The organism is Streptacidiphilus sp. EB103A (assembly GCF_041261405.1).
GTDB lineage: Bacteria > Actinomycetota > Actinomycetes > Streptomycetales > Streptomycetaceae > Streptacidiphilus.
On the sequence record NZ_JBGCAQ010000001.1, the window covers coordinates 742463 to 756582 of the forward strand.

At 72.2% G+C, this 14120-nt stretch carries 14 protein-coding genes; all 14 read left to right on the top strand.

Features of this window, described 5'->3' with window-relative positions:
- The first annotated feature begins 5 nt into the window (after positions 1–5).
- The 14 genes from ABH941_RS03380 to ABH941_RS03445 all read left to right on the top strand — a co-directional run bounded on the left by ABH941_RS03380 (position 6) and on the right by ABH941_RS03445 (position 14005).
- Positions 6–365 (top strand): DUF6167 family protein, encoded by a 360-nt coding sequence (locus ABH941_RS03380; RefSeq protein ID WP_370126999.1) that lies wholly within the window; start codon positions 6–8, stop codon positions 363–365.
- Positions 365–3031, top strand: coding sequence for an alanine--tRNA ligase (alaS, locus tag ABH941_RS03385; RefSeq protein WP_370127000.1), 2667 nt, complete (start codon positions 365–367; stop codon positions 3029–3031). The genes ABH941_RS03380 and alaS overlap by 1 nt, the downstream gene beginning before the upstream one ends.
- Entirely contained in the window at positions 3028–3525 is a 498-nt protein-coding gene (gene ruvX / locus ABH941_RS03390) for a Holliday junction resolvase RuvX (RefSeq protein WP_370127001.1), read from the top strand. Before alaS ends, ruvX begins: the two co-directional genes overlap by 4 nt.
- A 199-nt stretch (positions 3526–3724) precedes the next feature.
- Positions 3725–5314 (top strand): endolytic transglycosylase MltG, encoded by a 1590-nt coding sequence (gene mltG / locus ABH941_RS03395; protein ID WP_370127002.1) that lies wholly within the window; start codon positions 3725–3727, stop codon positions 5312–5314.
- Positions 5314–6150: a shikimate dehydrogenase gene (locus tag ABH941_RS03400; protein WP_370127003.1), complete on the top strand. Its 837-nt coding sequence runs from the start codon at positions 5314–5316 to the stop codon at positions 6148–6150. The genes mltG and ABH941_RS03400 overlap by 1 nt, the downstream gene beginning before the upstream one ends.
- A 252-nt stretch (positions 6151–6402) precedes the next feature.
- Positions 6403–7587: a chorismate synthase gene (gene aroC, locus ABH941_RS03405; protein ID WP_370127004.1), complete on the top strand. Its 1185-nt coding sequence runs from the start codon at positions 6403–6405 to the stop codon at positions 7585–7587.
- The gene (locus tag ABH941_RS03410) at positions 7584–8111 is read left to right on the top strand and encodes a shikimate kinase (protein ID WP_370127005.1); all 528 of its coding nucleotides are present in this window, start codon (positions 7584–7586) and stop codon (positions 8109–8111) included. Before aroC ends, ABH941_RS03410 begins: the two co-directional genes overlap by 4 nt.
- Positions 8108–9205, top strand: coding sequence for a 3-dehydroquinate synthase (gene aroB / locus ABH941_RS03415; protein WP_370127006.1), 1098 nt, complete (start codon positions 8108–8110; stop codon positions 9203–9205). Before ABH941_RS03410 ends, aroB begins: the two co-directional genes overlap by 4 nt.
- Positions 9202–9639, top strand: a complete 438-nt coding sequence (aroQ, locus tag ABH941_RS03420; protein WP_370127007.1) for a type II 3-dehydroquinate dehydratase — start codon at positions 9202–9204, stop codon at positions 9637–9639. The genes aroB and aroQ overlap by 4 nt, the downstream gene beginning before the upstream one ends.
- Positions 9640–9768: 129 nt before the next feature.
- Positions 9769–10485, top strand: a complete 717-nt coding sequence (locus ABH941_RS03425) for an AAA family ATPase (protein ID WP_370127008.1) — start codon at positions 9769–9771, stop codon at positions 10483–10485.
- A 168-nt stretch (positions 10486–10653) separates the two neighbouring features.
- On the top strand, positions 10654–11751 hold the full coding sequence (locus ABH941_RS03430) for a M24 family metallopeptidase (RefSeq protein WP_370127009.1): 1098 nt from the start codon (positions 10654–10656) through the stop codon (positions 11749–11751).
- 76 nt (positions 11752–11827) lie between these two features.
- The gene (gene efp / locus ABH941_RS03435) at positions 11828–12394 is read left to right on the top strand and encodes an elongation factor P (RefSeq protein WP_370127011.1); all 567 of its coding nucleotides are present in this window, start codon (positions 11828–11830) and stop codon (positions 12392–12394) included.
- Between the two features lie 2 nt (positions 12395–12396).
- Positions 12397–12837: a transcription antitermination factor NusB gene (nusB, locus tag ABH941_RS03440; RefSeq protein ID WP_370127012.1), complete on the top strand. Its 441-nt coding sequence runs from the start codon at positions 12397–12399 to the stop codon at positions 12835–12837.
- A gap of 193 nt (positions 12838–13030) precedes the next feature.
- Positions 13031–14005 (top strand): hypothetical protein, encoded by a 975-nt coding sequence (locus ABH941_RS03445; RefSeq protein WP_370127013.1) that lies wholly within the window; start codon positions 13031–13033, stop codon positions 14003–14005.
- Positions 14006–14120 lie beyond the last annotated feature (115 nt).

Consider the following 14120-nt stretch of genomic DNA (forward strand, 5'->3'; position numbering starts at 1 on the left):
GGCCGGTGCGCCGGATCTTCTGGATGGCCGTGGGCGCGGGCGCGACCGTGTGGACCGTCAACAAGGCCAACCGCCTGGCCCGCAGCATCACCCCCGGCAGCCTCGCCGATACCGCGGCCCAGGGCGCGGTGGAGCTCGGCGGGGCCGTACGCTCCTTCGCGGGGGAGGTCCGCGCCGGGATGCTCCAGCGCGAACTGGAGCTCAACCGGCAGCTGGGCCTGGACGGCAGCGTGCTGGCCCTGCCGGGCCCGCCGGGGAAGCCCGTCCTGCGCGGCACGGCGAGCAGTGCAAAACCGTTCGAGATTTCCCCCGCCGCAACGTCTACTACTGATATCGCCCCGTACAACCGGAATGAGGACCACTGATGGAGTCGGCTGAGATCCGCCGCCGCTGGCTGCGATTCTTCGAGGAGCGCGGCCACACCGTCGTGCCTTCGGCGTCGCTGATCGCAGACGACCCGACGCTGCTGCTCGTCCCGGCCGGCATGGTGCCGTTCAAGCCGTACTTCCTCGGCGAGGTCAAGCCGCCCTTCTCCACCGCCACCAGCGTGCAGAAGTGCGTCCGCACCCCGGACATCGAGGAGGTCGGCAAGACCACCCGGCACGGCACCTTCTTCCAGATGTGCGGCAACTTCTCCTTCGGCGACTACTTCAAGGAGGGGGCGATCCGCTACGCCTGGGAGCTGCTGACCTCCTCCCTGGAGGACGGCGGCTACGGGCTGGACCCGGAGCGGCTGTGGATCACCGTCTACCAGGAGGACGACGAGGCGGAGCAGATCTGGCGGGAGAAGATCGGCGTCCCCGCCGAGCGGATCCAGCGCCTGGGCATGGGACCGAACTTCTGGTCGATGGGCGTCCCCGGCCCCTGCGGCCCCTGCTCGGAGATCAACTACGACCGCGGCCCGGAGTTCGGCGTCGAGGGCGGCCCGGCCGTCAACGACGAGCGCTACGTGGAGATCTGGAACCTGGTCTTCATGCAGTACGAGCGCGGCGCCGGCGAGGGCAAGGAGGACTTCCCGATCCTGGGCGACCTCCCCGCCAAGAACATCGACACCGGCCTCGGCCTGGAACGCCTCGCGATGATCCTGCAGGGCGTGCAGAACATGTACGAGACCGACACCCTCCGCGTCGTCATGGACACCGCCACCGAGCTGACCGGCGTCCGCTACGGCGCCGCCCACGGCACCGACGTCTCGCTGCGGGTGGTCGCCGACCACATGCGCACCTCGGTGATGCTCATCGGCGACGGGGTGACCCCCGGCAACGAGGGCCGCGGCTACGTGCTGCGCCGGATCATGCGCCGCGCCATCCGCAACATGCGGCTGATGGGCGCCACCGAGCCGGTGGTCGCCCGGCTGGTCGACACCGTGATCGGCACCATGGCGGAGCAGTACCCGGAGCTGGAGACCGACCGCAAGCGCATCGAGACCGTCGCGCTCGCCGAGGAGGCCGCCTTCCTGAAGACCCTGCGGGCCGGCACCAACATCCTGGACACCGCCGTCGGCGAGACCAAGGCGGCCGGCAGCGCCGTGCTGTCCGGGGACAAGGCCTTCCAGCTGCACGACACCTTCGGCTTCCCGATCGACCTCACCCTGGAGATGGCCGCCGAGCAGGGCGTCTCGGTGGACGAGGACGGCTTCCGCCGCCTGATGAAGGAGCAGCGGGACCGGGCCAAGGCCGACGCCAAGGCCAAGAAGATGGGCCACGCCGACGTCTCGGCCTACCGGGAGGTCGCCGACCGCGCCGGAGCCACCGACTTCCTCGGCTACACCAGGAACGAGACCGAGGCCACCGTGGTCGGCCTGCTGGTCGACGGGGTCCCGGCGCCGGCCGCCCACGAGGGCGACGAGGTCGAGGTCGTGCTGGACCGCACCCCCTTCTACGCCGAGGGCGGCGGCCAGCTCGCCGACCAGGGCCGGCTGCGGCTGGACTCGGGCGCCGTGGTCGAGGTCCGTGACGTGCAGCAGCCCGTTCCCGGCGTGTACGTGCACAAGGGCAGCGTGATGGTGGGCGAGGTGGTGCTCGGCGCCGCCGTGCACGCCGTCATCGACGTGGCCCGGCGCCGTGCCATCGCCCGCGCCCACAGCGCCACCCACCTGACCCACCAGGCGCTGCGCGACGCGCTCGGCCCCACCGCCGCCCAGGCCGGCTCGGAGAACTCGCCCGGCCGCTTCCGCTTCGACTTCGGCTCGCCCAACGCCGTCCCCGGCACGGTGCTGTCCGACGTGGAGCAGAAGATCAACGAGGTGCTGGCCAGGGAGCTGGACGTCACCGCCGAGATCATGGGCATCGACGAGGCCCGCAAGCAGGGCGCCATCGCCGAGTTCGGCGAGAAGTACGGCGAGCGGGTCCGGGTGGTCACCATCGGCGACTTCTCCAAGGAGCTGTGCGGCGGCACCCATGTCGGCAACACCGCCCAGCTGGGCCTGGTGAAGCTGCTCGGCGAGTCCTCGATCGGCTCCGGGGTGCGTCGGGTCGAGGCGCTGGTCGGCGTGGACGCCTACCGCTTCCTGGCCCGCGAGCACACCGTGGTCTCCCAGCTCACCGAGCTGGTCAAGGGCCGCCCGGACGAGCTGCCGGAGAAGATCGCCGGCATGCTCGGCAAGCTCAAGGACGCCGAGAAGGAGATCGAGCGCTTCCGCGCCGAGAAGGTGCTCCAGGCCGCCGCCGGACTGGCCGACGGGGCCGAGGACGTCAACGGGATGGCGCTGGTCGCCGCCCGAGTTCCTGACGGGACGACAGCGGATGATCTGCGCAAGCTTGTTCTGGACGTGCGTGCCCGTGTGAGCGGCGGCCGCCCGGCCGTAGTCGCGGTGTTCAGCGTCGTCGGCGGTCGCCCGCTGACGGTGATCGCCACCAATGAGGCCGCCCGCGAGCGCGGGGTCAAGGCCGGTGCGCTGGTGCGCGTCGCGGCCAAGACCCTCGGCGGGGGCGGCGGCGGCAAGGACGACGTCGCCCAGGGCGGCGGCACCGACCCGGGCGCCGTCGACCAGGCCATCGCCGCGGTGCGCCGTGAGGTCCAGGGCGCATGACGGACGGTGCGTTCCGGCGGGGGCGGCGGATCGGCGTGGACGTCGGCGACGCCCGGATCGGGGTCGCCTCCAGCGACCCCGACGGGATGCTCGCCACCCCGGTCGAGACCGTCCCAGCCGGGCCTGCCTCGCAGGCCCGGCTGGTCGCCCTCGCCGAGGAGTACCAGGCCGTCGAGGTGGTGCTGGGGCTGCCGCGCTCGCTGAACGGCGGCGAGGGCCCGGCCGCCGCCAAGGTCCGCCGGTACGCCGGGGAGCTGGCGGCGAAGCTGCTCCCGTCCGGGGTGCCGGTGCGGCTGGTGGACGAGCGGATGTCCACCGTCACCGCCGCGCAGGGGCTGCGGGCCTCGGGAGTGAAGTCGAAGAAGGGACGCTCTGTGATCGACCAGGCGGCCGCCGTGGTGATCCTGCAGAGCGCGCTGGAGGGGGAGAAGACGAGCGGAAGGCCGCCGGGACAGCTGGTGGAACCGGTCGAAACCGCTGCTCCGAGTGAGTGAGACGGTCATATGAACGGCGTGGGGGACGACCTGACGGCGATTCGTCAGCAGATGATGAGCAATGCTGCGGCACCCGCTCTTGAGCGCCTAGGGTAACGTTCCGCTTCACGGCGAGCTTTGGCACGCCGGTTCGATCGTCGGCGGGGAGGTCCCGTCCGACCGGAGAGGATGCCGGTCGCCACGTCGTCCAAGGGGAAGCATGACCGACCAGGGCCGGGGCTACGGCGCCGCACCGTGGGGCCACGGGGACCCGAACCAGGGCATCCCCTATGCCGGATCTGTGGGTTACCCCCAGCAGCCGAGCGGCTGGGGCGACCCGCAGGCACAGGACCCGTACGGCACCGGGCAGTACCCCGTACAGCAGCCCGGCTACCAGCAGCAGCAACCCGGCTACCCGCCGGTGCAGCCGCAGCAGCCCTACCGGCAGCCGCCGCCACCCCAGCCGGTGCAGCCCGCCGCGCCCGTGCTCGGCCCGGACGGCATCGACTGGGAGGCCGAGGCCGCGGCCCTGGACGCCCAGCAGCAGGCGCCGGTCGACGAGCTGCCGGCCGAGGAGGAGTTGCTCGCCGAGGACTACCCCGCCGAGGACTACCAGGACGAGCACGCCGAGGGCTACGACGACGAGGACGACTACCAGCCCTTCCTCGCGGAGGAGGACGACAGCCGCCACGGCGAGCGCAAGCGCAAGCAGGCCGGCCGCACCCAGCGCAAGCGCAGCGGGGTGGCCTGTCTGGGCATGTCGCTGCTGCTGGTCGCCAGCGTGGCGGCCGGCGGCTACTACGGCTACGGCTTCTACAAGTCGCACTTCGGCCCGCCGGCCGACTTCACGGGCGCCGGCACCGGCTCGGTGACCGTCACCATCCCCAACGGCGCCGACGGCTGGGCCATGGCCAACGTCCTCAAGGCCGACGACGTGGTCAAGAGCGGCCAGGCGTTCGTCGACGCCTACAACAAGAACACCAAGGCGACCACCATCCAGCCCGGCTCCTACACCATGAAGCGGGAGATGTCGGGCGCCAACGCGGTCTCCTTCCTGATCGACGCCAACGGCGGCGACGCGCTGATCATCCCTGAGGGCCTGCGCGCCAGCGTCATCTACCCGAAGATCGACGCCAAGCTGGGCCTGCCGGCCGGCACCGCCGCCAAGGCCGCCAAGGACGACGTCGCCAAGCTGGGGCTGCCCGCCTACGCCAACGGCAACATCGAGGGCTTCCTCTGGCCGACCCGCTACTCGGTCACCAAGGGCATGAAGGTCGACGACCTGCTGAAGCAGATGGTCGCCAACGCGGTGGCCCAGTTCCAGGGCCTGGGCATGGACTCCGGCGCCTCGGCGGTCAAGCTCAAGAACGGCTACCAGGTGCTGATCGAGGCCAGCATCCTGCAGGCCGAGGGCAACAACTCGGCCGACTTCAGCAAGATCGCCCGGGTGCTCAGCAACCGCATCAACGAGCCCGCCGGCGAGACCCAGGGCGAGCTGCAACTGGACACCACGCTGCAGTACGCGCTGGGCAGGACGAAGTTCACCAACGCCGAGAAGGACAGCGACAAGGCGGGCGGCTACAACACCTACCTGGTCAAGGGGCTGCCGCCCGGCCCGATCAGCAACCCGGGCGCGGACGCCATCAACGCGGTGCTCAGCCCGGCGCCGGGCAACTGGCTCTACTTCATCGCGATGAGCCCGACCAACACCCAGTTCGCGGCCACCTTCAGTGAGTTCAAGGTCTATGTGAAGCAGTACTGCACGGCCCACAACCAGGGCTTCAACGCCGTCACCGGACAGTGCGACTGATGCGGACCGCCACCCGCGCCGCGGTGCTGGGTTCCCCGATCGCGCACTCGCTCTCCCCGGTGCTGCACAACGCCGCCTATGCGGCGCTGGGGCTCACCGACCGTCGCTACGACCGCTTCGAGGTGGACGAGGCCGGCCTGCCCGGATTCCTGGCCGCCCTGGACGTCGAGGGCGAGGGCTGGGCCGGGCTGTCGCTGACCATGCCGCTGAAACGGGCGGTGATACCGCTGCTGGACGAGATCAGCGAGACGGCGCTGGCCGTGGACGCGGTCAACACCGTGGTGTTCACCGCCGAGGGACGTCGCACCGGCGACAACACCGACGTCCCCGGCCTGGTCGCGGCGCTGCGCGAGCGCGGGGTGACCTCGGTCGGGTCCGCCGCCGTGCTGGGCGCCGGCGCCACCGCCTCGTCGACGCTGGCCGCGCTGGCGCGGATCTGCACCGGCGAGGTCACCGCCTATGTCCGGGGCCCGGAGCGGGCCGCCCAGATGCTGGCGCTGGGGGAGCGGCTGCAGGTGAAGGTGCGGACCGCGGAGTGGGAGCGCGCGGCGGAGGCGTTCGGCGCGCCGCTGACCGTCTCCACCACCCCGGCCGGCGCCACCGACCACCTCGCCGCCGCGGTGCCGCAGGCGCCGGGCATGCTGTTCGACGTGCTCTACCACCCCTGGCCCACCGCCCTCGCCGCCGCCTGGTCGCAGCGCGGCGGCACTGTCCTCGGCGGGCTGGACCTGCTGGTCCACCAGGCCGTGCTGCAGTGCGAGCTGTTCACCGGCATCAGCCCCGCGCCGCTGGCCGCGATGCGGGCCGCGGGCGAGGCGGCGCTGGGTGGTGTCTGAGGGATCCTGGCTGCGGGCTGTGCATGGCTTGTCGCGCAGTTCCCCGCGCCCCTGAGGGTCTGCAACTGGCTCAGTTGCACTTGCTGGGGGCGCGGGGAACTGCGCGAACAGCAACCATGCACAGCCCGCACCCAGGATCCGTCCGTCCTGCCCCTCTCCGCGGCGGGTCCGCACGCTGGACCGATTCTGAGCTCCCGCGGGTGTCGTGGGAGGATCGGAGACGACGCACGTCCGGATCTTTGAGGAGCACCGTTGGGTACCTTGCGCTGGCTGACGGCGGGGGAGTCGCACGGCCCCGCACTCGTGGCGACGCTGGAGGGCCTGCCCGCCGGTGTCCCGGTCACCTCCGAGGTGATCGTGGACGCGCTGGCGCGCCGTCGCCTCGGCTACGGCCGCGGTGCCCGGATGAAGTTCGAGCAGGACGAGGTCACCTTCCTCGGCGGCGTCCGGCACGGCCTGACCATGGGCAGCCCGGTCGCGATCATGGTCGGCAACACTGAATGGCCCAAGTGGGAGCAGGTGATGTCGGCCGACCCGGTCGACCCCGAGATCCTGGCGGGCCTGGCCCGCAACGAGGCGCTGACCCGCCCCCGCCCCGGCCATGCCGACCTGGTCGGCATGCAGAAGTACCACCTGGACGAGGCCCGGCCGGTCCTGGAGCGCGCCAGCGCCCGGGAGACCGCCGCCCGCGTCGCGCTGGGCGCGGTCGCCCGCTCGTACCTCAAGGAGGTCTGCGGCATCGAGCTGGTCTCCCATGTGGTGGAGCTGGGCGCGGCCAAGGCCCCGGCCGGCGTCGTCCCGGTCCCGGCCGACGAGGCCCGGCTCGACGAGGACCCGGTGCGCTGCCTGGACGCCGACGCCGCGAAGCGGATGGTCGCCGAGATCGACCAGGCCCACAAGGACGGCGACACCCTCGGCGGCATCGTCGAGGTGCTGGCCTACGGCCTGCCGCCGGGCCTGGGCTCGCACGTCCACTGGGACCGCCGCCTGGACGCGAGGCTGGCCTCCGCGCTGATGGGCATCCAGGCCATCAAGGGCGTCGAGGTCGGCGACGGCTTCGAGCTGGCCCGCATCCCCGGATCGCAGGCCCACGACGAGATCGTGCCCGGTCCGCAGGGGGTGCGCCGGGCGACCGGCCGCTCCGGCGGCACCGAGGGCGGCATGTCCACCGGCGAGGTGCTGCGGGTCCGCGCCGCGATGAAGCCGATCGCCACTGTGCCGCGCGCGCTGGCCACCATCGACGTCCGCACCGGCCAGGTGGCCAGGGCGCACCACCAGCGCTCCGACGTCTGTGCCGTCCCGGCGGCCGGGATCGTCGCCGAGGCGATGGTCGCGCTGGTGCTGGCGGACGCCGTGGACGAGAAGTTCGGCGGGGACAGCGTCGAGGAGACCCGGCGCAACGTCCAGGGGTACCTCGACAACCTGATCGTCCGATGAGCGGCCCGACGGTCGCCCCGCTGGTAGTGCTGGTCGGGCCGCCGGGAGCAGGCAAGTCCACCGTCGGCGAGGCACTGGCCGCGCGGCTGGGCGTGAGCCTGCGCGACACCGACGCCGACATCGTCGCCGCCAGCGGCCAGCCGATCGCCGACCTCTTCGTGGACCACGGCGAGGCGCACTTCCGCGAGTTGGAGGCGGAGGCGGTGCGGGTGGCGCTGGCCGAGCACGACGGCGTGCTGGCGCTCGGCGGCGGCGCGGTGCTGCGCGAGCAGACCCGGCAGCTGCTCAGCGGCCATGCCGTGGTGTTCCTCGACGTGACCCTGCGCGACGCGGTCAAGCGGGTCGGTCTGGACAGCCCGCGCCCGCTGCTGATCGGCAACCCCCGGGCCCGCTGGCGCGAGCTGATGGAGCAGCGCCGCCCCCTGTACACCGAGGTCGCCCGCGCCGTGGTGGCCACCGAAGGCCTGACGCCCGACCAGGTGGCCGAGACCGTCCTCAACGCGCTTCAGCTGGAGAAGGCATGACGGATCATCAGGAAACCGTTCGGATTCGGGTCGGCGGCAGCGCCGGCAACGCGCCCTACGACGTGCTGCTGGGCCGTCAGTTGCTGGGCGAGCTGGGCGGGTTGATCGGCTCCGCGGCCCAACGGGTGGCCGTGGTGCACCCCGAGGCGCTGGCTGCCACTGGCGAAGCGATCCGGGACGACCTGGCGGCGCAGGGCTACGAGGCCATCGCGCTGCAGGTGCCCAACGCCGAGGAGGCCAAGAGCGTCGAGGTCGCCGCGTACTGCTGGTCGGTGCTGGCGCAGACCGGTTTCACCCGCACCGATGTGATCGTGGCGGTGGGCGGCGGGGCCACCACCGACCTGGCCGGTTTCGTCGCCGCCTCCTGGCTGCGTGGCATCCGCTGGATCGCCATGCCGACCACCCTGCTCGGCATGGTCGACGCTGCGGTCGGCGGCAAGACCGGCATCAACATCGCCGAGGGCAAGAACCTGGTCGGCGCGTTCCACCCGCCGGCCGGGGTGCTCGCGGACCTGGCCACCCTGGAGTCGCTGCCGCGCAACGACTACATCAGCGGTCTGGCCGAGGTCATCAAGACCGGCTTCATCGCCGACCCGGTGATCCTGGACCTGGTGGAGTCCGACCCGCAGGCCGCGACCACCCCCCAGGGCCCGCACACCGCCGAGCTGATCGAGCGCTCCATCAAGGTCAAGGCCGAGGTGGTCTCCGGCGACCTCAAGGAGGCCGGCCGCCGCGAGATCCTCAACTACGGCCACACCCTGGCGCACGCCATCGAGCGCAATGAGCGCTACAAGTGGCGGCACGGCGCCGCGGTCAGTGTCGGCATGGTCTTCGCCGCCGAACTCGGCCGTCTGGCGGGGCGGTTGGACGACGCCACGGCCGACCGCCACCGCGCCGTACTGGCCTCGGTCGGCCTGCCGCTGACCTACCAGGCGGACGCCTGGCCCAAGCTGCTGGAGACCATGAAGCTGGACAAGAAGTCCCGCGCGGACATGCTGCGCTTCATCGTCCTGGACGGCCTGGCCAAGCCCACGGTGCTGGAGGCCCCGGACCCGACGCTGCTGGTCGCCGCCTACGCCGAGGTGGGGAAGTGAGCCAGAAAGTCCTGGTCCTCAACGGCCCCAACCTGGGCCGCCTGGGCAGCCGCGAGCCCGACGTCTACGGCTCCACCTCCTACGCCGGCCTGGTCGAGCGCTGCACCGCGCTGGGCGAGGAGCTGGGCCTGGACGTCGAGGTCCGCGAGACCAACGACGAGGGCGAGATGATCCGCTGGCTGCACGAGGCCGCCGACGGCAAGTACCCGGTGGTCATCAACCCCGGCGCCTTCACCCACTACTCCTACGGCATGCGCGACGCCGCCTCCCAGCGCACCGCCCCGCTGATCGAGGTCCACATCTCCAACCCCCATGCCCGCGAGGAGTTCCGGCACACCTCGGTCATCTCCGCCGTCGCCTCCGGCACCATCGCCGGCTTCGGCATCGGCTCCTACGAACTGGCCCTGCGCTCGCTGGCCGGACCGCTCCAGTAGGTCAAAACCCAAGGCCGTTGCCAGTCGTTGGCATGACGCGGTGTCATGCCGGAAAGACGCAGCTGTGGGGGCGGCTGCGGCGCGGTATCGTCGCACCGGCCGAAGGGGAGTGACGCAGGAGGTGCAGCGGTGAGCGAGGGGCACTACCAGGGCAGCCTGCCCGAGCCCACGCCGGGACCGCCGCGGGCGACGCTGCAGTTGCGCGCCGTGCCGGAGTCGGCCGCGGGGCAGTCGTCCACCGGGCACTTCGTCATGCCGGTGGGTCTGCCGCCGGGGACGGCGCCGGCCCACCCGCATGTGCAGGGCCCGGTGGCGGTGCTGCTGATCGGCCCCGCCGGGGCGGGCAAGACCTCGGTCGCCCGGCACTGGGCCGAGAGCCGCGCCACGCCGACCGCGCACATCAGCCTGGACGACGTCCGGGAGTGGGTCCGCTCCGGCTTCGCCAATCCCCAGTCGGGCTGGAACGACCAGTCCGAGGCCCAGTACCGGCTGGCCCGCCGCACCTGCGGCTTCGCCGCCCGCAACTACCTCGCCAACGGCATCTCCTGCATCATCGACGACGCCGTCTTCCCGGACCGCCCGGCCATCGGCCTGGGGGGCTGGAAGCGGCATGTCGGCCCCGACCTGGTGCCGGTGGTGCTGCTCCCCGGGCTCGACGCGGTGCTCGCGCGCAACGCGCAGCGCAGCGGGGTGCGGCGGCTGGACGACGAGGAGGTCGCCCGGATCCACGGCCGGATGGCCGGCTGGTACGGCTCCGGGCTGCCCATCATCGACAACTCCAAGCTGGATGTTCCCGGGACGGTCGCCGCGCTCGAACGGGTGCTGGCCGGGGTGGTGCATCGGTAGGTTTTCGGGTGCGGACCGTAGCTGGCTTGTCGCGCAGTTCCCCGCGCCCCTAACCAATTGCAACTGAGCCAGTTGCAGACCCCCAGGGGCGCGGGGAACTGCGCGACAAGCCAGGCACACGCCGCAGCCCGCCGAGCGCCCCAGCACCCCTGTGCCTACGCTCAGGACATGGGCGAAGCACACGCGGAACGCCGCGACCGGATGCGCGAGCGCTGCAGCGCCGCCGGGCTGGACGCCGCGCTGGTCACCCAACCCGCCAATGTCCGCTGGCTCACCGGATCCGACACCGTCGCCGCACTGCTGCTGACCCGGGACGGCGCCGAAGCGGCCACGGCCGGCCCCACTGGCGCCCCGGAGTCCGACGGTGGCTGCAGGATGCTCACTGTGCCCGCCGGCACCGACCCGGCGGTCCTGCTGGCCGCTCACTGCCGGGGACGCACCCTCGGGGTGGAGGAGCACCACCTCACCGTCGCCCGGCACCGCGCCGTCGCCGAGGCGGCTGCCGTCGAGCAGCTCCGCGATCTGGGCCACGCCGTGGAGCAGCTGCGCACGGTCAAGGACGAGGAGGAGATCTCCTGCCTGCGGATCGCCGGGGAGATCGCCGACCAGGCGCTGGGCGAGCTGCTGGAGTCGATCCTGATCGGCCGTACCGAACGGCACCTGGCGATGGAGCTGGAGCGCCGCATGGTCGACCACGGCGCCGACTCCGCGGCCTTCCCGCCCCGGGTCGGCGCCGGCGACCACTCCGGACGCGCCGACCACAGTTCGGGGGACCGCAGGGTCGAGGACGGCGACTTCCTCACCGTCGCCCTGGGCGCCTGCTACCGCGGCTACCGAGCCTCGGCCACCCGCACCTTCGTGGTCGGGCTCAGCCCCGCCGACTGGCAGTCCGAGCTGCACCGGCAGGTCTTCGCAGCCCAGCGCGCCGCGCGTGAGGCGCTGACGGTCGGCGGCGGCTACGACGAGGCGGACCGCGCCGCACAACGCGTACTCGGCGCTGCCGGCCAGCCGCTCCCCGGTGACGCCGCGATGGCCGCGCGAGAGGGCGTCGGGGCGGGCGTGGGGCTGGAGATCGGGGAGGAGCCGCATCTCGGACCTCTGGAGTTGGGTAAGCTTGACAACCGTGTGCCGGTAACCGTCGGCGTCGGGGTCTGCATCCCGGGTCGCGGCGGGGTCCGGATCGAGGACACGCTCGTGGTCCGTCCGTCCGAGGACGGCGGTCCCGAGCTGCTCACCATCACGACCAAGGAGCTCCTCGCCCTGTGACCCGCCCGGGTCCGCGGACACCGCCGCTTGGTTCTGATGCTTGACATACCGCGATATCTCAGGAGTTAGTGCGACCGTGGCTTCCACCAACGACCTCAAGAACGGCATGGTGCTCAAGCTCGACAACGACCAGTTGTGGTCCGTCGTCGAGTTCCAGCACGTCAAGCCCGGCAAGGGCCCGGCCTTCGTGCGCACCAAGCTGAAGCACGTGCTGTCCGGCAAGGTGGTCGACAAGACCTTCAACGCCGGCGTGAAGGTCGAGACGGCCAGCGTCGACAAGCGCGGGATGCAGTTCTCGTACAAGGACGGCGAGGACTTCGTGTTCATGGACATGGACACCTACGACCAGATCCAGATCAGCCCGGCCGTCCTCGGCGACAACGCCCACTTCCTGCTGGAGGGCAACGAGGCGACCGTGGCGATGTACCAGGGCGCTCCCCTGTACGTCGAGCTGCCCGCCTCGGTCGAGCTGGTCATCGAGTACACCGAGCCCGGCGTCCAGGGCGACCGCTCCACCGGCGGGACCAAGCCCGCGCGCCTGGAGACCGGCCATGAGATCGGCGTCCCGCTGTTCATCACCACCGGCGAGAAGATCAAGGTCGACACCCGCACCGGCGACTACCTCGGCCGGGTGAACTCCTAACCGTGTCAACCGCACGCAACAAGGCCCGCACGCGCGCCTTCCAGATCCTCTTCGAGGCCGACCACCGGGGCGTCGCCCCGCAGTCCGTCCTCGCGGACTGGGTGCGCCGGGCGCGCACCCCGGACGAGGGAACGCCGCAGGTCAGCGAGTACACGATGGAGCTGGTCGAGGGCTACACCCAGCACGCCGCCCGGATCGACGACCTGCTCGCCACCTACGCGGTGGGCTGGACCCTGGACCGGATGCCGATCGTGGACCGCAATGTGCTGCGCCTGGGCGCGTACGAGCTGATCTGGGAGGACGGCGTCCCGGACGCGGTCGTCCTGGACGAGTCGGTCGAGATCGCCAAGGAGTTCTCCACGGACGAGTCCCCGGCGTTCGTCAACGGACTGCTGGCCCGGCTGCTGGAGCTCAAGCCGTCGCTGCGCGCCTCGCGCGACTGACGGACCGATCCGCCGGAGGCCCGGCGCCACCCCAGTGCGGGGCGGCGCCGGGCCTTCGTTCGATCGCTCTCCGTCACTTTTGGTGACAGTTCTGTGACACAGGGTGCGCATGGGGCGTCCGTGGTCGGGGAGGACGCAGGTAGCGGCCGACGGGGCCGCACCAGCCGAGCCCTTCCGCCCCCGAGGAGTTCCCATGGCCGCCAGGCACGCACGCACCCGCCGCCCGTCCGCCGCCCGGACCGCGGCGCCCGCGCCCTGCCGGGGAGGCGCCCGCGCCCTCACCCGCCCCGGAACCCGGAGCGCGGCGGCCCTGCCGCCGGCCCCCACCCTGCTCGGCATCGTCACCTGCCGTGCGGACTTCGAGGAGCTGCGCCGGGACGGCGGCACCGAGTACACCGGCTACGCCGAGTACCTCGCGGACATCGAGGAACTGCTCGGACGGCTGCGCGAGGCCGGCGGCGTGGTCCGGGGCCGGGCCTTCCACCCCGCCGACCTGGTCGACTTCTGCCGCCGCCAGGGCCTCTCACTGGCGGACCCGCAGAGCCACACCGTCTACACCGCCGACCCGGACGCCGAGGACGAGTGGGTGCTCTACGAGGGCGAGCCGCTGGCGGAGTTCACCGCCCGGCTGGCGCGGGCCCGCGAGCGGGGCCTGGTGCACCGCCGGCTGGCCACGATGCTCGCCGAGACCGCGGAGGCGGCGGCGACCGGCGGGGAGTTCCCGGAGGAGCTGCTGCAGACCGCCTACACCCAGGGCGCCGACGCGCTGCGGCGGGTCCTGATCGGCGCGGGCCAGGGCCGGTTCCGGCTGGTCTGCTCGCTGCGGACGCCCGAGGGCCCGGTGGAGGCCTGGGCGGACCTGCTGCTGGAGGCTGACGGCGGCGGCACCGTGCTGCGGATCGAGGAGGCCGACCTGGACCTGCTCTGCTCGCTGCTGTGCACCGGCTTCGCCCTGGCGATGCCGGGCGGGGTGGTGCTCTCCGGGATGTGCCGCACCCGCGGCTCGGTGGCCTGGGGCTGGGAGCTGGACGACGGCGGCTTCGCGCCGCGCAACGCGGCCGACGTGCTGCTGGACCTGTCCGTCCCGGCGGTCTCCTGGATCGCGGTCTGCCTGCCCGGCGCCGAGTCCGCCCCGGGCTTCGCCCTCGGCGAGATCAGCCTGAACTGACGCCCGCTCGGCACGACGGTGACGGCGCCGCCCCGCGTTCCGGGGCGGCGCCGTCACAGTCCTGTGCGGGGTCCAGCAGCTCAGGCGGGTGATTCCATTCCCCTGGCTGGCCTAT